This window comes from Hymenobacter defluvii, assembly GCF_017589435.1.
GTDB lineage: Bacteria > Bacteroidota > Bacteroidia > Cytophagales > Hymenobacteraceae > Hymenobacter > Hymenobacter profundi.
On sequence record NZ_JAGETX010000003.1, the window covers coordinates 295,544 to 319,983 of the forward strand.

The 24,440-nt window shown below is 60.0% G+C and carries 16 protein-coding genes; 12 read left to right on the forward strand and 4 right to left on the reverse strand.

The features are described from left to right. Positions 1 to 224: 224 nt before the first annotated feature. From J4D97_RS08250 to J4D97_RS08300, 11 genes are all read left to right on the forward strand, one after another. On the forward strand, positions 225 to 1,367 hold the full coding sequence (locus J4D97_RS08250) for a Gfo/Idh/MocA family protein (RefSeq protein WP_208307153.1): 1,143 nt from the start codon (positions 225 to 227) through the stop codon (positions 1,365 to 1,367). Positions 1,368 to 1,508: 141 nt separating this feature from the next. After that, positions 1,509 to 2,783: a PAS domain-containing protein gene (locus J4D97_RS08255; protein ID WP_208307154.1), complete on the forward strand. Its 1,275-nt coding sequence runs from the start codon at positions 1,509 to 1,511 to the stop codon at positions 2,781 to 2,783. An 81-nt stretch (positions 2,784 to 2,864) separates the two neighbouring features. Next, positions 2,865 to 3,227, forward strand: coding sequence for a hypothetical protein (locus J4D97_RS08260; RefSeq protein WP_185280661.1), 363 nt, complete (start codon positions 2,865 to 2,867; stop codon positions 3,225 to 3,227). Positions 3,228 to 3,292: 65 nt separating this feature from the next. Beyond that, positions 3,293 to 4,936, forward strand: a complete 1,644-nt coding sequence (locus J4D97_RS08265; protein WP_208307155.1) for a M28 family peptidase — start codon at positions 3,293 to 3,295, stop codon at positions 4,934 to 4,936. 261 nt (positions 4,937 to 5,197) lie between these two features. After that, positions 5,198 to 6,073 carry a DNA/RNA non-specific endonuclease gene (locus J4D97_RS08270; protein WP_243900206.1) on the forward strand — a complete coding sequence of 292 codons (876 nt, stop codon included), beginning with the start codon at positions 5,198 to 5,200 and terminating at the stop codon, positions 6,071 to 6,073. A 284-nt stretch (positions 6,074 to 6,357) separates the two neighbouring features. Then, positions 6,358 to 7,818, forward strand: a complete 1,461-nt coding sequence (locus tag J4D97_RS08275) for an alpha-L-fucosidase (RefSeq protein WP_208307156.1) — start codon at positions 6,358 to 6,360, stop codon at positions 7,816 to 7,818. Between the two features lie 159 nt (positions 7,819 to 7,977). Continuing rightward, on the forward strand, positions 7,978 to 8,652 hold the full coding sequence (locus tag J4D97_RS08280) for a response regulator transcription factor (RefSeq protein WP_208307157.1): 675 nt from the start codon (positions 7,978 to 7,980) through the stop codon (positions 8,650 to 8,652). Next, positions 8,652 to 10,037 carry a sensor histidine kinase gene (locus J4D97_RS08285; RefSeq protein ID WP_208307158.1) on the forward strand — a complete coding sequence of 462 codons (1,386 nt, stop codon included), beginning with the start codon at positions 8,652 to 8,654 and terminating at the stop codon, positions 10,035 to 10,037. Before J4D97_RS08280 ends, J4D97_RS08285 begins: the two co-directional genes overlap by 1 nt. Before the next feature lie 218 nt (positions 10,038 to 10,255). Then, positions 10,256 to 11,710 carry a TolC family protein gene (locus J4D97_RS08290; protein WP_208307159.1) on the forward strand — a complete coding sequence of 485 codons (1,455 nt, stop codon included), beginning with the start codon at positions 10,256 to 10,258 and terminating at the stop codon, positions 11,708 to 11,710. Between the two features lie 54 nt (positions 11,711 to 11,764). Continuing rightward, on the forward strand, positions 11,765 to 15,022 hold the full coding sequence (locus J4D97_RS08295; RefSeq protein WP_208307160.1) for an efflux RND transporter permease subunit: 3,258 nt from the start codon (positions 11,765 to 11,767) through the stop codon (positions 15,020 to 15,022). 60 nt (positions 15,023 to 15,082) lie between these two features. Continuing rightward, entirely contained in the window at positions 15,083 to 16,192 is a 1,110-nt protein-coding gene (locus J4D97_RS08300) for an efflux RND transporter periplasmic adaptor subunit (protein WP_208307161.1), read from the forward strand. Between the two features lie 198 nt (positions 16,193 to 16,390). Here the strand turns inward: J4D97_RS08300 and J4D97_RS08305 are convergent, their stop codons facing one another. Next, positions 16,391 to 17,665, reverse strand: coding sequence for a glycoside hydrolase family 2 TIM barrel-domain containing protein (locus J4D97_RS08305; RefSeq protein ID WP_243900207.1), 1,275 nt, complete (start codon positions 17,663 to 17,665; stop codon positions 16,391 to 16,393). A 402-nt stretch (positions 17,666 to 18,067) separates the two neighbouring features. On the opposite strand from J4D97_RS08305, the gene J4D97_RS08310 reads away from it, so the two are divergent. After that, entirely contained in the window at positions 18,068 to 18,601 is a 534-nt protein-coding gene (locus tag J4D97_RS08310; RefSeq protein ID WP_208307162.1) for a fasciclin domain-containing protein, read from the forward strand. Positions 18,602 to 18,691: 90 nt separating this feature from the next. Here J4D97_RS08310 and J4D97_RS08315 read toward each other — a convergent pair whose 3' ends face one another. From J4D97_RS08315 to J4D97_RS08325, 3 genes are all read right to left on the reverse strand, one after another. Next, entirely contained in the window at positions 18,692 to 21,106 is a 2,415-nt protein-coding gene (locus tag J4D97_RS08315) for a sugar-binding domain-containing protein (protein ID WP_208307163.1), read from the reverse strand. A 33-nt stretch (positions 21,107 to 21,139) separates the two neighbouring features. Then, positions 21,140 to 22,714 (reverse strand): glycoside hydrolase, encoded by a 1,575-nt coding sequence (locus J4D97_RS08320; protein WP_208307164.1) that lies wholly within the window; start codon positions 22,712 to 22,714, stop codon positions 21,140 to 21,142. 175 nt (positions 22,715 to 22,889) lie between these two features. Further along, positions 22,890 to 24,434, reverse strand: a complete 1,545-nt coding sequence (locus J4D97_RS08325) for a RagB/SusD family nutrient uptake outer membrane protein (RefSeq protein ID WP_208307165.1) — start codon at positions 24,432 to 24,434, stop codon at positions 22,890 to 22,892. Positions 24,435 to 24,440: the final 6 nt, after the last annotated feature.

Sequence of the window (24,440 nt, forward strand, 5' to 3'; positions counted from 1 at the left end):
GCACCTGCCGGTCGGAACGAGCCTCGTGCTGATGGCTGCCTACGCGTTGCGCATACGGCGCGGGCGTTAGTAGCCGGCAACCGGTTGGGCGCCTGCGGTGTCGGACCGACAGACGCTCGTTACGTAAAGCCTATCTAACACACCCAACCTTAGCAACAACGAGACACAACTGTGTGTCTTTACTCCACCCCGCTATTCTTTCCAACTCGCTATCTTTTCCGCCGATGAAAACCACTGACTTTCTTACCCGCCGCCGCCAGTTTGTGCAACGTTTGTCGCTGGGTCTGGGTGCTGCTTTCTTGGGGCTACCCTTGCTATCGGAAGCCCGGCCGCAGGGGCGCAAGCTAGGTATCGCGCTGGTAGGACTGGGCGGCTACAGCAAAGGGCAGCTGGCGCCCGCTTTACAGGAAACTAAGAATTGCTACCTGGCCGGCATCGTGACGGGCTCGCCAGAGAAGGTGCCCGAATGGCGCCAGAAATACAACATCCCGGAGAAAAACGTCTACTCTTACGAGACCTTCGACCAGATCAAGAACAACCCGGCCATTGATATTGTGTACGTAGTGCTGCCCAACGCCCTACACGCCGAGTACGTGGTGCGGGCGGCCAAGGCCGGTAAGCACGTTATCTGCGAAAAGCCCATGGCAACCTCCGCCGCCGACTGCCGCCGCATGATTGAGGCGTGCCGCACGGCTGGCAAAAAGCTCAGCATCGGCTACCGCCTGCACTTCGACCCGCACAACTTGGAAATGATGCGCTTGGGTCAGCAGAAGGTATTTGGTCCGGTTAAAAAGCTGGAATCAGACAACGGTTTCACGATGGGCAAGAACGAGCGGCCGTGGCGCATTCAGAAGAAGCTCTCGGGCGGCGGGCCGCTCATGGATATGGGCATCTACTCGGTGCAAGGCGTGATTTATACAAAAGGTGCGCTACCCGTGTCCGTAACGGCCAACTACCCTAAGGAAACGCGCCCTGAGCAGTTCAACGAGGTAGAGGAATCCATCAACTGGCAATTCAAGTTTGCCGATGGCTCTACGGCTGACTGCCGCACCAGCTATACTGAAAGCATGAGCCGCTTGCGCGCTGAAGCAGCCAACGGCTGGTTTGAGCTGCAACCAGCTTTCGGCTATGGCGGCCTGAAGGGCGAAACCAGCAAGGGCAAGATGGACAAGCAGAACGTGAACCAACAGGCCCGGCAGATGGACGATTTTGCTACCTGCATCCTGCAAAACAAACCCACCCGCGTGCCTGGCGAAATGGGCCTGCGCGATGTGCAGCTCCTGGAAGCCATTTACCGCGCCGCCGATACTGGCAAAGCCGTATCAACCAAAGACATAGTGCAGATTCTCGACCACGTAAATAAGTAGCCTCTACTACCCGCGGGCGGCAGCTGACATACTCTTGGTTTTTGTGCGACTCCCAACGCTGGCGCGCATTGCGGTGTAGGTGTATCTTTACTGATATTCCTACGTATTCGCGCTGTATCCGTCATTCTGCGCTCCAGCTTCATGCCTACTCCCACCCTGCCCATCGATTACCAGAAGCTTTTTCACGCCCTACCCGATAACTTCCTGCTGATGGCCCCCAACGAGGAGGCCACCGTGCTGGACAACACCGATAGCCACGTGGCTGTGTCGTTGAAAAGCCGGAGCCAGGTGGTAGGCAAGCCGTTGTTCGAGGCTTACCCGGTGGCAGATCAGAATGAAGTCGATATTCTGGCTGGCTCCCACGCCCACGTACGCCAGCACCGCACCCCGCACACCATGCCCCTAATTCGGTACGATCTGGAGCGTCCGGCTGAGCAAGGCGGCGGTTTTGAGGAGCGCTACTGGCAGGCCACGCACTACCCCATTCTGGATGAGCAGGGCAGCTTGCTGTACGTTCTGCAAAAGACAGAAGACGTAACCGAGCAGCACCAAACCTTCTTGCGCAACCAGCAGATGCAGCGCGAGTTGGCGGAGCAGCAGGAGCGCACGCGCTTCATTGTGGAGTCGTTGCCGGTGATGATCTGGACTACGCGCCCCGATGGCACCCCGGAAAGTTTCAACGCTCGCTGGATGGAGTTTACGGGCGCTTCGCAGCAGGAAGTAGCAGGCAAAGGTTGGCTGGCCCTGCTACACCCCGAGGATGCGCCGCGTGTGGCGCAGCAATGGAAACAGGCCGTAGCTAAGCCGGCGCTGTTTCAGATTGAATACCGCTTGCGCCGCCACGACGGGCAGTACCGCTGGCTGCTGGTGCAGGCCCTACCCCGCTTCACGCCAGAAGGGGAAGTGAGCATGTGGATTGGCTGCGGCATCGACATTCAGGCCCAAAAGCAGCTGGTAGAAGAACTCCTGGTGACCAACGAGCAACAGGCTACTCTTTCGGACCAAGCCTACCAGGCATATCAGTTGGCTGAAAGTCAGCGCCTCACCCTCAACAATCTACTCATGACGGCCCCGGCCGTTATCTGCATCTTGCGGGGAGCCGAGCACCGGTACGAGTTTGTGAACCCGGAATATCAGCGCCTGTTTCCGAATCGGCAGCTGGTAGGCAATACCGTGCTGGAAGCCCTACCCGAGCTAGCCGACCAGGGCATTCAGCAGTTGCTGGACCAGGTATACGAAACCGGTGAGCCGTTTATTGGCAACGAAATCGAGATATTGCTGGCCCAGGAAGGCTCCAGCGAGCTGCGTAAGCATTACTTCAACTTCACGTATCAACTCTTCAAGGAAAATGGCCAGAAAGCGGGCATCACCGTATTTGCGTATGACGTAACGGACTTAGTGAGTGCCCGCAAGTAGTAGAAAGATGCCACGCCGCCCGCGGCTGTTCTTTTTTAAAGCCGACTCTCCCGGTAGCATTTTTGCCGCCTCTCCCCTTGCATGGATATAAGCACACTGGATTTTCAACAGGCACGCATCAAACTGGTGCTCTTCAAATCGCGCTTACGCTCCGTGCTCTACGGCGTGCGCGAGCCCGAAGACACCCTGTTTGTGCTGCGCGAAAATCCGTTGGGACAGTGGCTTTACACGGTGGTAAAGCCGAAATACAACGACTTTCCTGAGGTGCGCGCCATTGAGCAAACGATGCAAACCATGCTCGATACGGGCCGCGACCTAGTGCGCCAATACCAGCGCGACCAGATTGAGCAGGCCCGCGCCGGCCTGGAAAAAGTGGAGCAGTACGCGGCTCAGATTGAGACGCTCTTGCTCAAGCTGGAACAAAGTACCCGCGCTGCCGCGTAAGCACCGCCGTCTTTTTTGCAACTTGTGCGCCCCGAATCACGTGATTCGGGGTTGCTTTTTTGCGTATGCTTTTCCGTTCTTTTCTCACCGCTTTCGGCGGCTTGTTGCTTGCCGCGCCGGCTGCTTCGGCGCAGTCTTTCACTGTTGACAAGCCAGTGGCCCGGGCGTTACGTTCCGTGCAACCCACTGACGTTAAAAAACATATCTGGTATCTGGCCGACGACAAGCTGCGTGGCCGCCAGCCCGGCACACCCGGCTACCAGATGGCCGTAGACTACGTGGTAGGGCAGCTCAAAGCCCTCGGCATGCAGCCTGCTGGCGACAACGGTACCTACACTCAAACCGTGCGCCTGCGCCGGGCCACTACCCTACCCGGCGCTACCCTCAGCATTAATGGCCGTCCCCTTACCTACGGCCCCGATTTCACCCTGAACCCCAACCCTGGCGCGCCCAGTAGCTCCGTAACCGCCCCGCTGGCCTTTGCTGGCTACGGCATCAGCGCCCCCGAACTGGGCTATGACGACTACGCCGGCCTCGACGTGAAGGGCAAGGTAGTAGTAGTGGTGCGCGGGGCACCCCGCAGTTTTCCCAGCACGGTGGCTTCGGCCAGCCAGGATTTGCTGGTGGTGATGCAAACGGCCTTGCAACACGGTGCCGTGGGTGTGCTGGTGGGTAGTACCAACCCGAAGGCGCCTGCTACCCCATCCACTGTGAAGCGCCAGACCTACAATGTGTTGGATGCGCAGGGCCAAGTAGCCAACTCGCGCACGTTTTTGAAGGGGATGCAAGTGGTAGGCAATCTGAGCACGCCTGCTTTTCAGGCGTTGTTGGTTGCATCGCAGTTGGACACCACGCAGATACTGCCGGCTTTGCAGAGTGGCAAGCCGGCCTCCAAAGCCCTTGCAGGCACCTTGCAAGCTACGTATCAATCGGGTTACCATGATTTTGAGAGCTACAACGTGGTGGCCAAGCTGACCGGTGCCGACCCGCAATTGCGCGACCAGTACGTGGTGCACAGCGCCCACCTCGACCACCTGGGGGTAGGCGCGTCCGTGCGCGGCGACTCCATCTACAACGGCGCCCACGACAACGCCTCGGGCGTGGCCTCGGTGCTGGAAATCGCCAAGATCTACAGCAAGCTGAAGGGCAGGGACCAGCCGAAACGCTCGGTGCTGTTTGTGCTGCAAACGGGCGAAGAATTGGGCCTATTAGGCTCCGCGTATTTCGCTAGCCACCCTACTGTGCCTAAGGAAAATATCGTGGCCGACATCAATACCGACATGCCCACGATTATTGCGCCGCTGCTGTCGGTGGTGGCACTGGGGGCGCAGCACTCGTCGCTGATGGGGCTGGTGGAGCGGGCCACGGCCTACCTGGGCATCGGGCTGGAGCAGGACCCCGAGCCGGAGCAAAACCGCTTCATCCGCTCCGACCAATACAGCTTCGTGATGCAGGGTATTCCGGCCCTGCACATGAAATACGGCAACAAAACTGCCGATGGAAAGAATAACCTCAGCGAGCAGGTGCAGGTGTGGCGCGCCGCCACCTACCACAAGCCCCAGGACGACACATCCGGCACCTTCGATTTTGAGGCCGGCCGCCGGTACGCCCAGCTCAACTTCCTGATCGGCTACCAGGTGGCCCAGGACCCGCAACGCCCTACCTGGAACCAGGGCGACTTTTTCGGGACGCGGTTTGGGAAGAAATAATTTTGATCATTGCAGTAGGACGTTTCGGAAGATGGTGTAGAGACGCATACTTGCGTCTCGTCGTTGCTGATGTAGTTTGCTAGAACAGTGCTAACACGAGTTCAACGATGAGACGTAAGTATGCGTCTCTACACTGTTCCAGCGACCTTTCTAGTAATTGCAACCGACAACTGATGTGAATCGACCTGCTAGCTACATCAGAACATGCTAGCGCTACGGGCTGCTTCGCAGGTTCCGCGGGCCAGCGCGTAGCTTTGCGCTATGATGTTCCTACCCTTTTGCACTACTCTTTCCCTTCGCCGGACGCTGCGCTTTCTGCTACTGGCCGGCCTGGTGAGTGCCAGCGCTTGCACCGATGAGCCAGATCCCACTGCCCCTACCCGCGACGATAATCTGGCTCTGGGCAACCCCAGCGGCGCCACGACCGACGAGAAGCAGCCCACCAACTACTTGCTAAGCAAGCCCCAATTTGCGCTCAGCTACCACCGCGACCGGGGCATTCCGAACTGGGTGAGCTGGCACCTGAGCAGCGCCTGGCTGGGCTCGGCCCCACGCCAGGACGACTTCCGCACCGACGCGGCCCTACCCCGCGGCTGGTACCAGGTCACGACCGGCAGCTACACCGGCTCGGGCTTCGACCGGGGCCACAACTGCCCCTCCGCCGACCGCACCCGCACGCTGGACGACAACTCGGCTACCTTCCTAATGACCAACATCATGCCCCAGGCGCCCAATAATAACCAGCGCACATGGGTAGGGCTGGAAAACTACTGCCGCACGCTAGTTGACCAGGGCAATGAGCTGTACATCATCTGCGGTAGCTACGGCCGGGGTGGCACCGGCAGCAACGGCTACGCCACCACCCTCGACGACGGCCGCGTGACCGTGCCTGCCCGCTGCTGGAAGGTAGTGGTGGTGCTACCAGTAGGCACCGACGACGCCCGCCGCGTCTCCGCCGATACCCGCGTTATTGCCATCAACACCCCCAACCGAAATGACCTGAACTCGGATTGGGCCGGCTACCGCACCTCCGTAGACGCCATTGAGCAGGCCACGGGGCTGGATTTGCTCTCGGCGGTTTCCACCGCCGTGCAAGCCACCATAGAGGCGCGAGTAGACAATGGCCCCACGCAGTAGGTGGTGTCTCCTTGTTGCTGAGGTTGAAGTTTATCCATTGGATGTTGCTAGAACGGTGTAGAGACGCATAGTTGCGTCTCATTGTTGAACGATTTCGCCCACACGGCGCAACCGACGAGACGCAAGTATGCGTCTCTACACCGTTCACTATTTAACTCAAACAGCTTCCGAGTATCTTCATCGTCTACTGATGCGAGTTATTCAACGGCGAGACACAACGTATTGTGTTTCTACCATATACACTCCGCTGAGAACCTAGCAACTCCTCCTAAACCACGCCTCCTATGCCGTTTCTCCATTACGCACCCTGGCTGCTATTGGCAGGTCTAGGCGCCGCAACCCAGGCGCAGGCCCAAACCACCTACCAGCCTACCTGGGCTTCGTTGGATCAGCGCCCGGTGCCGCAGTGGTTTACGGATGCAAAGTTTGGCATTTTCATTCATTGGGGCGTGTACTCGGTGCCGGCCTACCGGCCCGTGAGTCCCCGCCCCTACGAAACCTACGCTGAGTGGTACGGGGCCGATGTATACGGCAATGCGGCGCTGCGTGAGAGCTTTCACAACAAAAATTACGGCCCCACCTTCACCTACCGCGACTTCGGGCCGCTGTTTCGGGCTGAGCTGTTCGACCCCGCCCGATGGGCCGATTTGTTTGTGCGCGCCGGCGCCCGCTACGTGGTACTCACCTCGAAGCACCACGATGGCTACTCTCTGTGGCCCACTACCGCCCCCTACAAGCAGCAGTGGAACAGCGGCGCCGTGGGTCCAAAGCGCGATTTGGTAGGCGACCTGACCCAGGCTGTGCGCGCCCGCGGCCTGAAAATGGGCCTGTACTACTCGCTGATGGAGTGGGAAAGCACCCCTACCACCAGCCGGCCCGGCGGCTACTACCTCCCGCCAGCCGACATTGCGAAGTACCAGATACCCGACGCGCAGTACGTAGACCAGAACTCCCTGTGGCAACTCAAGGAACTGGTCACGCGCTACCAGCCGGCCCTACTCTTTGCCGATGGCGAATGGGACCGGCCCGCCGAGTACTGGAAAAGCCGCGAGTTTCTGGCGTGGCTTTACAACAACGCCCCCAATAAAACGGAGGTGGTCGTGAATGACCGGTGGGGCCGCGACACCCGCAGCCAGCACGGCGGCTACTACACCAGCGAGTACGCCAGCGACAACGACAAGGTAGGCGCGCAACACCCCTGGGAGGAGAGCCGCGGCATGGGCCAGTCCTACGGCTTCAACCGCGCCGAAAACATCGACGACTACCTCTCCTCGGCCCAACTCGTGCACCAGCTCATCGACATTGTGAGCCGGGGCGGCAACCTGCTGCTTAACATTGGTCCGGCGGCCGATGGCACCATTCCGGTGCTGATGCAGGAACGGTTGGTGGACATTGGCAAGTGGTTGGCTATCAACGGTGAGGCTATCTACGGCACTACTACCTGGGCGCCGGGCGGTACCCAAAGCGAGCCGAACAAAACGCTCTACTACACCGCCAAGGGCAACGACCTGTACGTGCTGGCCACAGCCTGGCCTGCCGCTCCCTTTGTGGTAGCCGGCGTGCGCCCTACCCGCAAGCCGCCCCAGGTGACGCTGTTGGGTAGCCCGGTCCCGGTAAAAGCTACCACCAAAGGCGGCCAGCTTACCATTCAGCCCCCTACCCTAAGCCCGGCGCAGATCCCTTCGCCGCTAGCGTACGTATTCAAAATCAGTGGAGGCGCTGCGCTACCAGCCGCCAGTCACTGAATGTGCTACCTGTTTTTTAGGCTGATCTGGTACGGACGAGACAATGTTTTAATGTCAATATAATCAGCCATTTACCCGCAACTCACTCCTTATATACTTGCTGGCTTTCCTGTTCATTCAGGTGCCGGCATCCTTCTTTACATCTGAAAATTCGTTGTCTTGAGAATTCTCCTCGTCGAAGATGAAGTAAGTCTGGCCTCGTTTATCCGCAAGGGTATCGAGAGCGAAAACTATGAGCTGGACGTGGCCTACGACGGCCTAATGGGCCAGCGCATGTTCGAGCAGCGCCCCTACGACGTGGTGATTCTGGACGTAAACCTGCCGCATATCAACGGTTTCGAGCTGTGCCGCTACATCAAGCAGCACTCGCCGCGCCAAGCGGTACTTATGCTCACGGCCCTCGATGGCATGCAGGACAAGGAAAGCGGCTTCGGGGCGGGCGCCGACGACTACCTCGTGAAGCCCTTCGTGTTTCGGGAGCTGCTGTTGCGTATTCGGGCGCTGGCCCGCCGCAGCGTGTCCTACGCCGGCCAGCACGCCCTGTTGCAGGTAGCCGACCTGGAAATGGACGTGGACGCCCGCATGGTGCGCCGGGCCGGGCAGCGCATCGAGCTGACTACCCGCGAGTATGCGCTGCTGGAATTTCTGATGGTGAACAAAGGTAAAACCGTGAGCCGGGTGGAAATTGCCGAGAAAGTGTGGGACCTGCACTTCGACACGAATACCAACGTGATTGACGTGTACATCAACTACTTGCGCAAGAAAATTGATAAGAACTTCGGGCAAAAGCTGCTGCACACGGTGGTAGGCATGGGCTATTTGATGCAGGGCTGATGGCGGCACGGCTTCAAATCAAACATAAGCTTCTACTGTGGTTCAGCGGTTTGGTGGGCCTGATTTTGCTGGCGTTTTCGACCTACGTGTACCTGAGCTACGTTGATTTTCGCCAGGATTCTTTCACTACCCGCCTCACGCGCAAGGCCAACGTGGCCCACCAGGTGCTTGGCGACACCATTGTCAGCCATGTGCTGGCTTCCCTACCCGAGCAGGCCGAGTACCTCTACGCCCCCGACAATACGCCGCTCTACAGCAGCCTGCACGGGCAGGACTTTCAGCCTACCCCGGAATTCCTGGCGCAGGTGCGGCAGGAAAAGGAGTATGCTTTTTCGTTCAGCAGCCCCAGCCATCAGTATCCCAAAGATGGCGTGGCCATCACCTATCACTCTCCAGATGCCCCCGGTGAGTACGTGGCTATTGTGACGGCCTACGACAGCAACGGCTACACCCGCCAATACACCCTGCTGAATTCGCTGCTCTACGGCAACCTGATGGCCGTTGTGCTGGTAGCCGGGCTGGGGCTGCTTTTCGCCAGCCGGGCGCTGGCCCCCTTGAATTTCCTGATTCGCCAGCTGCGGGCACCCGGCTCCCAGGCGGCTAGTTTTCGCCTGCAGGCCTCCAACCCCCACGACGAGGTAGGCGTGCTGGCAACGGCCTTCAACGACCTGCTGACGCGGCAAGAAGCCCTGGCCGCCAGTCAGCAGGCGTTTATTGCGCAGGCCTCGCACGAGCTGCGCACGCCCCTCACCACTATCAAAGGTTGGCTGGAAACTTCCTTGGATTACGATTCGGACGTGACCAGCTTAAAGGAAGGCATCAGCCACGCCGCCCACGAGCTGGACAAGCTCACGGAGCTGACCAACGGCCTGCTGCACCTGGCGCGCCTCGGGGGCATCACGCCCCACCTCGACCGCCAGCCGTTGGAAGTGATGGACATTCTGCTGGATGTGATTGACACTGTGCAGCACCAGCGCCCCCAACAGCGCCTGTCGCTGGACGTGGGCGAGGGCGTGGAGCGGCAAGCGGTGCCGCCTACGGTATTCGGCAACCGCCACCTGCTGCGCACGGCCCTGGTGAATCTAGTAGACAACGCCTGCAAATACTCGGCGGAGCAGCCAGTGGCCCTGCGCCTGACCATGAACACCGACCAAGGCATTCGGTTGTATATTGAAGACCAGGGCGTTGGCATAGCGCCCGCCGATATGCAATTTATTTTTCAGCCGCTGATTCGCGGGAGCAACACGCAACATATTCAGGGCTTCGGCATTGGGCTGACGCTGGCCCACGAGATTTTGCAGCTGCACCAAGGCGTGCTTCAGCTGCTACCCCGGCCAGGTGGTGGCACCATTGCCGAAGTCAGCCTACCCCTACTGAAAGGGTAGCAGATAGACCTGTGGCTGCCTTGGAAGCAGTGGCTACCCTTTAGGCGTGATGCGGCGTGGAGTTGAAGCATGCTGGTCTCTTCGCTTGATTTCTCACTCAAGCGTACTTTTCATTTGTTGGCAGCGTGAGCCCAGAAGCCTTATTAAAAGACACTCTAATAACTTCTAATCTAACACTAACATCAGTCTAATACCGCGGCTCTAGCTTTACTGGCATCATGCTAGCAACGCTTTCCTCCCTGTATTTACTACCATCTGACCGCTGCCGCTTCCTGGTGCTACTGGCGGTTGGCTTTCTAGGTATAGCCATTTCTAAGCCTGCCGTGGCCCAGGCGCAGGCCGTGCCTTCGTCGCCGCTCACACTGCCCCAGGCGCTGGAGCTGGCCCGCGCCAACTACCCGGCGCTGCGGGCGCGGCAGGCCGCCGTGGAGGCCGCCGCCGCCGATGTACGGACGAATCGGGCCAACTTCCTACCCCAGATTACGGCCCAGGTGCAGGCCGCGCACGGTACCGCCAACCAAGTGCGCGGTGCGGTGCTGCCAGGCGGCGCCCTCGGTATTGCCGGGGTGCGGCCCGATTTCAGCAGCCAAACCACCTGGACCAGCCAGGGCGGCTTGGTGGTGGAGTGGCCGGTGCTCACATTTGGGCGCTACCGCGCTACCCTAGAACGCGCCAACGCCGCCACCAACCAGGCCCAGGCAGACTACGAGCAGGAGCTGTTTGCGCACCAGGTGCGCGTGGCCGATGCCTTTATGCTGGCGCTGGTAGCCCAAAAGTCGGTGGCGCTGCAACGGGCCAACCTGCAACGCACGCAGTCGTTGCGGCGGGTGATACGGGCCGGCACCATGTCGGGCATCCGGCCGGGCATCGACAGCTCGACCACGAATGCTGAGTACTCGCGGGCGCAGCTCCAATTTCTAACCAGCCAGCAGCAGGCCTTGCAGCAACGCGTGCAGCTAGCCAGCCTACTGGGTACGCCCATGCAGGCCATCCAGCTCGACTCGATGGAGTTCTATACCAAGCTGCCCAACATTGCTCCGGCCGTATACTCCGACACCACGCACCAGCCGCCCATTCTGCGGGCCGCTCAGCAGCGCGTGCGGGCCAGCGAGGCCCAAAACACCCTGCTGCTCATGAACAAGCGCCCTACCCTATCGCTGGTGGGGGCCACGTGGGGGCGCGGCTCGGGCATCGGCAACCGCACCGGCGCCGACGGCACCTACCCCATTGATGCGTCGCTGGGGGCCGGCCTACCCTTCAAGGCCTATAACTATGTGTTGGGCGGTGCGTTGTCGTGGAACATCACCGAGCTGTGGCGTACCAAATACGCCACCAACGCCCAGCAGCAGCGCGTGAACCAGGCCCAGGCCGAGTACAGCCAACAAGTGCTGCTGCTGAAAACCGAGCGGCAAAACGCGGTGCTGCAACTGGAGTTGGCCAACCAAACGGCCCAGGAGGCCCCACGCCAGCTCGACGCGGCCAGCCGCGCCTTCGTGCAGGCCAAAGCTCGCTACGACGCCGGCCTCGACAATCTGGTGGTGCTTACGCAAGCCGCCCTTACCCTCAACCGCGCCGAAACCGATCAGGCTCTAGCTGTGAACAACCTATGGCGCGCCCTACTCCTGCGCGCCGCCACCAACGGCGACCTGGGCGTGCTGCTAGAACAGCTGTAGAATCTTACCCTCGGCCACCCCACCCCCGTCCCTCGCATTATCCCTCTTTTCCTCATGATAAAAGCTGCCTTATCCAAACCGATTGCCGTGATAGTGGCGCTGTTGGGCATCCTCGTGTTTGCGGGGCTGTCCCTGGGGCGCATCCCCATTGATATTTTTCCGCGCCTCAACCTGCCCACCATCTACATTGCGCAGCCCTACGGGGGCATGACGCCCGGCCAGATGGAAGGTTTCATCTCGACGCGCTACCAAAACCAGATGCTGTACGTGTCGGGTATCAAAGACGTGGAGGTGAAGAACATCCAGGGCTTGTGCCTGATTAAGTGTACGTTTTACGAAGATACCAACATGGCCCAGGCCGCAGGTGAGGTAGCCAGCCAGGTAAACCGCGTGGTGAATTACCTGCCGCCCGGCTCGGTACCGCCCACGGTAGTGCGTTTTGACGCCTCCAGCCTGCCGGTGGGGCAGCTGGTGTTCAGTAGCCGCTCGGCCACGCTGGGGCAGATGCAGGATTTGGCCTCCACGCGCATCCGGCCGCTGTTTTCGCAGATTCCGGGGGCGTCGGCGCCGTCGCCGTTTGGCGGCAACGAGCGCACCATTGTGATTCGGGTGAATCCCGAGCGCATGAAAAGCTACGAGCTGACGCCCGACGAGATTGTGGAGGCTGTGGTGAAGAACAACCGGATTTCGCCGGCCGGCTCGGTGGGCATTGGCGACTACATGATTATGACGCCCAGCAACTCGGTGATGGACAAGGTGGGCGACTTCCTCGACGTGCCGCTGCGGCAAGGGGTAGGGCCAACCGTGTTCATCCGCGACATAGCCACGGTGGAAGACGCCACCGACGTGCCCGTGGGCTACGCCCTCATCAACGGCAAACGCTCGGTGTACATCCCCGTTACCAAATCGGCCGACGCCTCCACTATGAGCGTGGTAAACGACTTGAAGGCCAAGCTGCCCGAGATGCAGAGCCTGCTGCCCGACAACATCCGCCTGAGCTACGAATTCGACCAGTCCATCTACGTGGAGCAGGCCGTGCACAGCCTGTTGGTGGAAGGCGGCATTGGGGCCCTGCTCACGGGCCTGGTGGTACTACTGTTCCTGGGTGACTTCCGCAGCTCCATCATCGTGATTCTGACCATCCCGTTTTCGCTGCTGGCGGCCGTGCTCATGCTCCAGCTCACGGGTCAGACTATCAACATCATGACCCTGAGCGGGTTGGCGCTGGCCATTGGTATCTTGGTTGACCAGGGAACGGTAGTGATTGAGAACATTCACCAGCACCTGGAAATGGGCAAGCCCAAGGCGAGGGCCATCTTGGATGCGTCGAAGGAAGTATCGTTTCCATTGCTGCTCATCACGCTCAGCATCCTGGCCGTGTTTGCGCCCGCCTTTTTGATGTCGGGTGTGCCGCGCGGCATGTTTATTCCGCTGTCGCTGTCGGTAGGCTTTTCCATTATCGTGTCCTACCTCTTGTCGCAGGTGTTTGTGCCGGTGGTGGCCAACTGGTGGCTGAAAGACCACCCGCACGAGGATGCCCCGGTACATGCCCCCGGCAAACCAGCGGAAGCGCCCAACCCAACGCACCACGATGCAGGGCAGCCCGAGAAAGTAAGCGGTTTTGAGCGGGTAAAGGTGCGCTACCTGCGCCTGCTCGACGGCCTGCTGGCTCACCGCGCCCTTACCCTGACGATTTACGCAGTGGCCTGCGTGGCCCTGATCGGCTGGGGTTTTCTATCGATTGGTCAGGACATGATGCCCCAGATCACGCACTCGCGGCAATTCCAAATGCGCATTTTGGCGCCCCAAGGCCTGCGCATTGAGCGCACGGAGCAGCGCACCAAGGAAGTGATTCAGCTGATTGAGCAGATCGTAGGCCCCAAAAATATCGCCATCAGCTCGGCTTTTGTGGGCATGACGCCTTCCAGCTACGGCACCAGCGCCCTGTACGTGTTCAACTCTGGTCCCAACGAGGCCGTTTTGCAGGTAAGCCTAGCCGAGAACTACGAGGTGGAGTCGATGGACGCCCTGAAAGAGCAAATCCGGGCCGCCGTAAAGAAGCACTTACTCGACGTTACGATTACGTTTGAGCCCATCAGCCTCACCGACAAAATCATGAGCCAGGGCGCCCAAACGCCCATTGAGATTCTGGTGGGGGGCAAAGACCTGGGCGAGGGCGAGCAGTACGCCGAAAAGCTGGTGCGCCGCCTGCAAAAGGTGCCCTTCCTGCGCGACGTGCGCATCAACCAACCCTTGAGCTACCCGACCATGCAGGTAGATATCGACCGGGAGCGGGCGGCGCAGTTCGGCCTCACCCCCGATCAGATTGCCCGCTCGCTGGTGGCGGCTACCTCCAGTAGCCGCTTCACGGCCAAGAACCTGTGGCTCGACCGCAGCAAGGGCTTTGCCTACCAAGTGCAGGTGCAGATGGAAGCCCAGCAGATGCGCTCCAAGGCCGATATGCAGAACATTCCGCTGGTGCCCGGCCAGCTGCGCCCTACCCTGGCCGATGTGGCGACACTGCGCCCCGCCACCCAGCCTGGTCAGTACGACCGCATTGGTCCACGCCGCATCGTGACGGTTTCGGCCAATATCAACCAGCAGGACCTGGGCACGGCCACCCGCGCCGTGCAGGCGGCCATCGACGACGTGGGCGACCCGCCCAAGGGTTCGGTGGTGGAGCTGCGCGGCCTCTCGCAGTTGCTTCAGGAAACCATGGGTAGCCTGCAAACTGGTCTTGGTTTGGCCGTGGTGGTGATTTTCCTGCTGCTGGCGGCTAACTATCAGTCGTTTAAAGTGGCGGGGGTAGTCCTTGTGACTGTGCCGGCCGTGCTGGCCGGGGCGCTCCTGCTGCTGCTGGCTACGAACCAGACCCTGAACCTACAATCTTACATGGGCTTGATTATGTCGGTGGGCGTGTCGGTGGCGAATGCGGTGCTGGTGGTGACCAATGCCGAGGGCCTGCGCCTGCGCTACCGCGACGCCGTATCGGCCGCCCGCGACGCCGGCGCTGCCCGCCTGCGGCCTATCCTGATGACTTCCATTGCCATGGTGTTTGGCATGATTCCGATGGCCTCGGGACTAGGCGACGCGGGCGAGCAAACCGCCCCGCTGGGTAGGGCCGTGATTGGGGGCCTGCTGGCTTCTACCGTAGCGGCCCTGTTCATTCTGCCCGTGGCCTTTGCCGCCGTGCAGCGCAAGACTTCCTTCGATTCCGTTTCGCTCGACCCCGACGACCCGGACAGCAACACCTACGATGCCGCCGACGTCCCCGCGTCGCGCCCGGCGCTGGCCGAGCCCGTGCACGCCTAGGCCACTGCTCCGCCTAGCGGGGCTTCTCCTTCACCGAAATTCCTACTTCTGCCTCAATCCATGACTATTGTTCGCTCTTTCTTAACACTCTGCCTGGCTGCCGGCCTGCTTGGTGGCTGCTCCAACGGCGACACCAAGGAAGTGGTGACCGAAGAGCCCGCCGACCTGCCTTACGATGCGGTGCAGGTGACGGCCGCGCAGCCCACCCGCTCCCTCAACCTACCCGGCGAGCTGGACAGCTACTACCAAACCGACATCTACCCGCGCGTAAACAGCTACCTTAAGCGCCTGCACGCCGATATTGGCGACGCGGTGCGGCCGGGCCAACTGCTGGCCGAGCTGGAAGCGCCGGAGCTAACGGCAGCCCTCAGTGAGGCCTTGTCGCAGCTGAAAGCCTCGCAGGCCAGCTACAGCTCCAGCCGCGCCGCCTACCACCGCCTGCTGGTTACGAGCCGCACGGCCGGCGCCGTATCGCCGCTGAACCTGGAACAGGCGCATGCCAAGGCTCTATCAGACAGTTTGTTGGTGACGGCTGGGCGGGCGCACTACGAGGCCGCCAGCCAGATGGCCGGCTACCTGCGCATCACGGCCCCCTTCTCGGGTATGGTCACGGAGCGTAATCTGGCACCCGGCGCGTTCGTGGGGCCGGGCGGCCAGACCAACTTGCCCATCTTTAAAATCCGTCAGCTCAGCCGCTTGCGCCTACGCCTGGCCGTACCCGAGGCCTACGTGGGCAGCATCCACGTGCACGACACGGTGCGCTTCATGGTCCGCACGTTCCCGAGCGAAACCTTCATGGGCACCATCAACCGCGTAGCAAACAGCGTGCGGCCCGAAACCCGCTCCGAGCAAATCGAAATCGACATTCCGAACCCCAAGAACCGGCTGCGTCCGGGCATGTTTGCCACGGCTACTGTACCCGTAGATGCCGCCAAAAGCAGTCTGTTTGTGCCCCGTTCGGCGGTAGTCAGCACGGCCGAGCGCACCTACGTTATCCGGGTGAAAGATGGCCGCGCCGAACTGGTAGACGTGCAAAAAGGCGACGAAACCATGGGCCAGATTCAGGTATTCGGCCCTTTGAAGATAGGCGACGTGGTGCTGAAAGCCGGCAATGAGGAAATCACGAACGAAGAGCCCTTACGGGTGGAACTGGCAAAAGAAGCGCCTTAGAAGTTGTACGATGTAGAGACGCCTACTTGCGTCTCGTCGTCCGCGTCAGGTGGCCGAAATCGTTCAACGATAAGACGCAAGTATGCGTCTCTACATCCCTTTAGACGATCAGCCGATTCAACTCAAATAGATTCTTAAAAAACCAGTTGTTTGCGAAGCTGCTATCCTGTCTAGCCTAACAACCCGCTGGCTACCTGCTTATTTTCCTTTCACATAAAACGGAATGTTGGCTGTGGCTACGTTGTCATGCCCATCATAAGCGTAGATGAACAGGCGGTAGGCGCCTTCCTGGGCAGGCGCTTTAAGGGTAGTCTGGTTTTTGGCGTTGGCCGGAATCAAGCCAGGAATAGCGGCGGGGCGGCTTTCCCGGTCGCCGCCCGATTTGAGGTCAGTACTTTCCGGCAGCAGCTCCCAGCGGTAGGTCAGCGGGTCTTTGTTGGGGTCCTTTACGGTCACAAGGGCTGTGTAGGAACGGTTGGGTTCGAGGTAGACCGAATCGGTAGCCAGCTTACCATCCAAGCGGAACGAGTCCAAGTGTGGGGCACGGTTCTTCGGCCACTTGCCGCTCCACAGGTACTGCATCACATCTACTACCTCCGACTCCTTCCCGTCTTCCGTAAACAGCCCGTACCAGGTAGGCGTGCGCTCCTGCTTTTGGCCCCACAAGAACACGTAGGTGCCCAGGCACTGAGTTTTATCCTTCGCCACCGAGGCCTCGTAGCGGCTCTTGTACACGGCGGCTTTTTGGCTACTGGTTTCTTCTACTGAAGCTTTCCAAGGCGTGACAGGGCTTTCCCAGTGGCCAGTGGGCCCCCACTCGGCCACTACGTAGGGGCCCGTCCAGCCGGTGGTGCGCACCTGCTGCGGAATGGCGGCCAGCCCGGCGTAGGTGTTGATGCTGAGGATGTCCACCGCCGGGCACCTGGCCTTGATGTAGTCTACCTCGGCTTGGTTGAGGCCGGCCAGTACCGTGCTGGTGGGGTGGTTTGGGTCTACCTCGTGAATCATCTGGGCAATCTGCTGCACAGCGTCCCACACCTTGGGATTCTTGTACTCCAGGTTCAGCTCGTTCCCGATGCCCCAGAATAGCAGGGCCGGGTCGTCTTTGTATTTCATTACGTCGGCGCGCAGACGCTGCAATTGCTCAGCTACGGCTGTCGAGTCGTTGTAGTCGAAGCCATGCCGCTCGCGCACCACATCGAGACCCATCATCACGGTGAGGCCGTTCTTGTTGGCCTCGGCCAGCACCTGCTCCCCGCCCTGGGTGGTCCAGGTACGAATGGAGTTGCCCCCGTAGGCCTTCACACGCTCGGGAAACTGTCCGCCGCCGGCCCCCTTGATGAAGTAGGGCTGGCCGCCGCGCATCAGTTCGTAACGGCCATTAGTTTGTTTGACTTCTACTTTCACGGGTTTGGTTTGGGCATACGTGACCGTGGTTAGGGCAAGAAGAGTAAGCGTGAGATAGGGCTTCATGGGGTAGGAAAAGGGTGAGGTCAGGGTGCCTAAATTTAACCGTATTTTGCTTCCCTATCCTATGTCTACTACCCAAGACGTTTTGTTCTATCAATAGCCCGATGGGCAGGCGTAGTTACAGGAAAAATAGATTGTTAGAAAAGGCAATCAATAAGAAATTCTCACTGACATACGCCCGACGGTTCTCGCCGATAATGGCTTAGTGCCCTTACCCTACTCATCGCCGAAAGCAAGCCCAAGGATAAGGTCATGATGGCAACGCTGGTGGTAGATCTGATTACCCAAGAAAACTAAACAGTAGTCTTGCCGGCTAGGTCAGATGAACGCGTCACTATACGAACCCTATCCTACTACCCCCGTAAGTATATATCTATAAGCTCTTTACAAATACCTCAAACACCTATGAAAAATCTGCTTTTCACTTCTGCTCTTTGCTGCGGCCTGCTGGTTGCCGGTCTTGATACCACGGCCCTCGCGCAAACCGGCGCCCCGGTTACCAATCAGGCCAACGGCAATCTGCTCAATATGTCGCGGCTTTCGTCCAACCATAACACCCTGATGAAAGCCGTGAAAGCGGCTGGCCTCGACGATAAGGCCCGCGGCACCACCAAATACACCGTTTTTGCGCCTACCGACGCAGCCTTCAACAAGCTGCCCAGCGGCAAGCTAGATGAGCTGCTGAAACCCGCCAACAAGCAGCAGTTAGCAATGCTGATTTCCTACCATGTGGTGCCCGGCAGCTATCTGGCGGCCAATCTGAAAGACGGTCAGACGCTTACCACGGTACAGGGCGAAACGCTCACGGTGATGCGCCAGGGCCAGTCCATTATGATTAAAGACGCCAAAGGCAACACTGCCAACGTGGTCAACACCGATATTGTGGCTTCCAACGGCATTGTACAGTCCATTGATGCGGTGCTGATGCCCACGAAGTAATCAGGCTTCCCGTCACTTGCTGCATATTAAAGGCCCGGCCGGTATTGCTACCCGCCGGGCCTTTTAGCGTAAACGCGGCAGCTTCTGCCGTTATTTCGCTTGCAGCGTTACCTGCTGGCTTTGCAGCCCTGGCGCCTGCATCTGCACACTGATACGCCCCGCGCCAGTGGGCTGCACAAACACCAATAGCTTGCCGTGGTAAGCACGGTGCTTGGGTGCTTGGTAGTCCTCATGGCTGGCCAAGTCGCCGCTTTCGATGCCCACTACCCTGCCGGGACCCTGCACCGACACGCTAATTTCGTGGGTGGCATCTTGCACTAGGTTGCCGCTTTGGTCTACCACGCGCACCTCCATCTGCGCCAGCTCGTGGGTGCTGGCTGCGAGCTTGGTTTGATAGGCCGTGGCTTGCAGCGCGTGCGGCGCGGTGGCAGTGTGTAGCTCGGTGCGGCTGACTTCCTTGCCTAGGTTATATCCTTTGAGTAAGAGGGTACCCGGCTGGTAGGGCACGTCCCAATACACTTCGCGGCCGGTTTTGTGGCCCAGCGATTTTCCATTCAGCACCAACTCCGCGGCCTCGCAGTTCGTGAAGCCTACCACCCGCACCTGCTCGCCGGCAGGCCAGTTCCAGGTAGGCTGAAGGCGGCGGTGGTTTACGTTGGGCGAGTCGCCGGCTTTGGGCGCGGGCGCAACGGCCACGTACGTCATCGGCTTGGTAGTCCAGAGGCTTTGGCGGAAGTAGTATTCGGGTTTCGGGAAACCGGCCATATCCAGCAGGCCCGCGCCGTTGCTGCGCTGGGGCCACTTGCCGGCCTCGCCCAGGTAATCGATGCCCGTCCAGAGGTACTGGGCTGAGATGTAGGCGTTGGAATCCACTGCCGCCCAGGCGTCGCGGCCCATGCCGTTTTCGCTGCCGTAGATGATGCGGTTGGGGTACTTCTGGTGGTCTTCGGGGTAGCGAAACTCCTGGTAATTGTAGCCCACCACGTCCAGCACATCGGGGTAGTCGGTGAAGTTGGACATGACCACGCCCGCTAGCGCCGCCGTAATGGGCCGCGACGTATCGTACTGTTTGGCTACCTCCACCAAGTGCCGGGCCAGCACCCCCAGCCGACTAGCCGGCGGGTGGTCGGGCAGGTAGCCTTTGCCGTAGATCTGCGGATTACGGCCGGTGTTCAGCACCTCGTGGGAGTAGGGGTCGTTGGGGTAGTCAATTTCGTTGCCGATGCTCCACATACTAATGGACGGCCGGTTGCGGTTGCGCAGAATCATGTCGCGCAGGTCGCGGTCGGCCCACTCCTGGAAGTGCTCGTGTGAGCCGAACTTGGCGGGCGTGCCCACGTTCCAGCCCTCTACCCATTTGTTTTTGCCTACCTCCCATTCATCGAAGGCCTCGTCCATCACTAGGAAGCCCATCCGGTCGCAGAGCGTGTAGAAGTAGTCGGCGTGGGGGTTGTGGCTCATGCGGATGGAGTTGCAGCCTACCTCTTTTAGTGCTTTCAGGCGCCGCTCCCACACTTCCAACGGCACGGCCACGCCCAGCGCGCCGGCATCGTCGTGTAGGCACACACCTTTGAGCTTGAGGTTCTTGCCATTCAGAAAGAAACCCTGCGCAGCATCAAACCGAATGGTGCGCACGCCTACCTCCTCCTCCACTGCATCAAGGGGTTTCCCTTGCACCGATAGCGCCACGCGCAACTTGTACAGGTTCGGATTCTCTACCGACCACAGAGTAGGCTTGTTGATTTTCAGCGTGAGAGCAGCCGGCGTATCGGTGCCGGGCTGTGCCTGTACTTGCTGCTGCGCCGTGGCGATTACCTTCCCCTTGGCATCTGCCAGCGAAGCTTTTACCAACACCGGCGCAACGGCGGAATTGGCATTGGTGACGGCTACCGTTACTTGGCCCGTGGCCGCGGCCGCCGTTACCTCGGGTGTGGTGAAACCTACCCCCCACCGCGCCACGTGCACGGGCGCGGTGCCTACCAAGTATACGTTGCGGTAGATGCCCGAGCCGGTGTACCAGCGCGAATCGGCTACCTGGCTGTGGTCGACTTTCACGGCCAGCAGGTTACGGCCGGTAGCGTTCAGGTAGGGCGTCAGCTCGTATTCGAAGGAGGCAAAGCCGCTGGGGCGCTTGCCCAGTGAGTGGCCGTTGAGCCACACCTCGCTGTTCTTGTACACCCCATCGAAATACACGAATACCTTCTTGCCGCGCATCTCAGCAGGCACCTCAAACGACTTGCGGTACCAGCCTACCCCGCCGGGCAAAAATGCCGTGGCGCTGGCCCACTCCTGACTGAATGGCCCTTCGATGCTCCAATCGTGAGGGAGCAGCACAGTGCGCCAGGCGTGGTCATCGAGGCCAGCGGTTTCGCCTGCGGCTACGTCGCCTTTGTGAAAGCGCCAATCGTCGTTGAACAAGAGCGTGTGGCGCTCCTGCGCGTGGGCGCTGGTAGCGGCGAGCCAGCCCCCTAGCAGAAGCAGTGTAAGTAGGAATGTACGGGTCATGGGAAAGGAAGAGTAGCTAGGTGGAGGTAGTGCTTAGCGTAGGTTGCCGACGAGGGTAGTGATAGACTGCGGCGCGACCCGCACCGGCTGTTTGGCGCGCGGCGCGGGGGTAGGCGCCAAATTGGCGGTGGCGGAGGTAATGTAGGTGCGTTCCGGAAGCCAAGGTTTCTTGCCAAGCTGGAGGTTCAGCGCCGCTGCCTCGTTGCCCGAGTTGACCACTACTACCACGAGCTGCTTGCTGGCCGCATCGCGGTACGCCGATACTAATAGTTGCTGTTCCGGCGTGGCTTTCTGGGCTAGTTGTGCCGCTACGCGCACCGCGCCGGGGCGCACAAACCGGCTGTAGTTACCCAAGGCCCACAGCATTTTGCTGTCGTGGTAGGCGCCGTCGGTTTTGTTGTGGTCGATGTAGATGAGGCCGTCTTTGTAGTCGTAGGGCGAAATGGCTACCCACCACTGCCAAGCTGCGGCGTTGGCTACCACCAAATCATTGTGGATGGTGCGCGCCAAATACAGCGCCGGCCCGATGCCCAGGTCGCGCTTATTGCCGTTGATTTCGCCCGCGTTATCACCCAAAATGCAGTACTCCGATTGCCAGTAACGAAGACCCTGCATCTGCTGCACCTTATCGGCTAGCTGCTGCCGCACGGCCACGGCCTGGGGGTAGGGCGAGGTAGTGAAGTAGCTATGCCCGGCTATGACGCCGGCCACGCGCGGCAGGTTGCCCACGTAGGTAGGCGAGCCGGGCTTGAAAAAGGCGTCGATTTGGTCGCCGCGCTCGGGTTTGTCTTCCGTTGCCAGCAGGTAATTCAGCTTGCCCGCTTCCGTCAACAGAATCTTGGTAGGCAGGTTTTGTTGCACCAGTTGTGCGTTCAGCGCCTTCGTAAGACCCGCAATTTCTGCGTTGCGGAAGGGCGTGCCTTCCTGGCCGCCGTCGCTCCAGTCCCATTGGGGCTCGTTTACGGGGCTCAGGTAGTCGAAGGTGATGCCGGCGGTCTGCTTCACGCCTTCTACTACCTTGGCCATGTAGGTGGCCGCATCGGCGTAGTGTTCGGGTGCCAGGTTGGTCTTGGCATCGGTGGCGTAGGCTTTGCCATTGACGGTGTATTGCACGGGCGGACTATTCAGAAAGCCCAAAAACTGCCGCACGCCGCGCTGCTGCGCCGCTTTCAGAAACCACACTTGGCCAGCTTGCTTGGTCCAGTCGTAAATATTGTCCGCTCTCAGAAATGATTCGGCACGGCGCCATTCGTCCTTGATGCCGCTTTGCTCGCCCTGCTGCGCGCTTCCCGCGCCGATATTAAAGCGCCACATCGACAGGCCAATGCCCTTGGGTTGCCCGCCGGGCCCTACCTCCGTGCTGAATAGCCAGTCGGCCATGGCGTTCTTTTTGGCCTCGGGCCACTGCCCCACAAACTGACACGACCACGCATCAGAAGCGCTGAAGTTGTCGATAGTCTGGTAGGTTTTAGCCGGGTCGATGGCGACAGTTGTTGCCGTCGAGGACTGGCCGTGTGCGGTGGCAGCTCTTAGCAGGAGGGCTGCTACCCAAGCGCCCGAGCAGTAGGCAGGCACTAGTCGAAAAGGCCATATTACGTTGTTTTTCATATACTTCCGCTAAGTATTGTGGTAAGGCGACCGGAGTGGCGGCTGCATCCTGAAACGCTTATCACCCCAGTAGAACCACGACAAGCGTGACCCACTGGGGTGAACTGAATAGTCGCGGCTGGGTGCCGGTCCGACAAACGAGACACAAAACAGTGTGTCGTTTGTCGAGTGCCCTTTAGTACCCGGGGTTCTGCACCACGTTGCCTCCCGAGAGCTGAATCTGGGGGGTAGGAATGGGGAACAGGTTGTTCTTTTCCGAAATCTGGTCTTTCACTTTGCCCTTGTCGTAGGGGTCGGTGCTGGTGAGCTGGGCGGCGTTGAAGGCTTGTATCACGGCTACCAGGCGCTTTTGGCGCACCAGGTCGTAGTAGCGGTGGCCTTCCATGGCCAACTCCAGGCGGCGCTCCAACCAGATGTGGTTGAGCAGGTCCGTGCCCGTGGAGGTGCGCGGCAGCACCGTGCCGGGCTGCAAGCGGTTGGCGCGGGCCCGCACTAGGTTCAGCGACGACAGCGCTTTGGCCTCCTGGCCCAGCCGGAACGAAGCCTCAGCGTGCATCAGCAGCAAATCGGCATAGCGCAGCTCAATACGGTTGAGGGGGGCGTGCTCCCGTTCGTTGGCGGGGCGGTCGGCCAGGGGTAGGAAAATCTTGCGGCTCATGCGGCCCGACTCGTTTTCCGAGGGCTTGGTGTCGTAGTTGGAGTAGTCGAAGTTGGCGGTTTTCGGTCCTACGTTGTCGCCCTGCCGGATGATGGTCCACTGCCGGCGCGGGTCGTTTTCGCGGATGAAGGCCTGCTCCAGGTTGCTGCTGGGCGTGTTAAAGCCCCAGCCACCATCGGCACGGCTGCGCATAATCACCGTCATCGACGTGCCCAGGTTGAACGTCTGGTTGGGGCTGTAGTTCAGCTCAAACAGCGACTCCGGGCCGTTCACGTTGCCCACCGTCCAGATGTTGCTGAAGTCCGTGCTCAGATTGTACTCGTTGGAGGCCATCACCGTTTCGGCCGCCTGCTGGGCCTGGGCCCACTGCTCGGTGTAGAGGTAGGCTTTGGCCAGGTAGCCGTTGGCGGCGCCTTTAGTGGCGCGGCCTAAGTCGCCGGTGGTGCGGGCGCTCTTGAGGGGTAGGGCAGCAGCAGCTTCCTGCAAATCTTTGATAATCTGCGCGTACACCTCAGCGGCGGTAGCGCGCGTCAGTGTTATCGACTCGCTCGGCGACACCGGCGTGAGCACCAGCGGCACGCCGCCGTAGCCCTTCACCAGCTCAAAGTAATTGTAGGCCCTAATAAACTTCACCTCGCCAATGAGCTGCTGCTTGAGCGTGTTATCAATGGGGGCCGACTCGATGCCCACCAGCGCCGCGTTGCAGTTGCCGATGGACTGGTAGATGTGGGTGTAACGGTTGTCGAACCACTCGTTGTTGGGCAGCCAGAAAAAGCGGGCGAAGTCGCCAAACTCGCGCTGGTCGCCGGCAATGGCGTTGCCTTTCCAGGCGTCGTCCGAGCCGGCGTCGCCGAACATGCGGGTGCGGTCAATCTTCCACCAGTCGTCCTGGTCAGCGGTGGCGTAGCAGCCCATCACGGCCGCCTTGCACTCCTCGGCATTGGAGTAGTAGTTGTTCACGTTCTGCTGGCCCTGCGGGGGCTTGTCCAGGAACGATTCGCAGCCTTGCAGGCCCAGGCCAAGCCCGAGCATCAGGGTGAGAGTAAAGCGGATATTTTTCATGATACA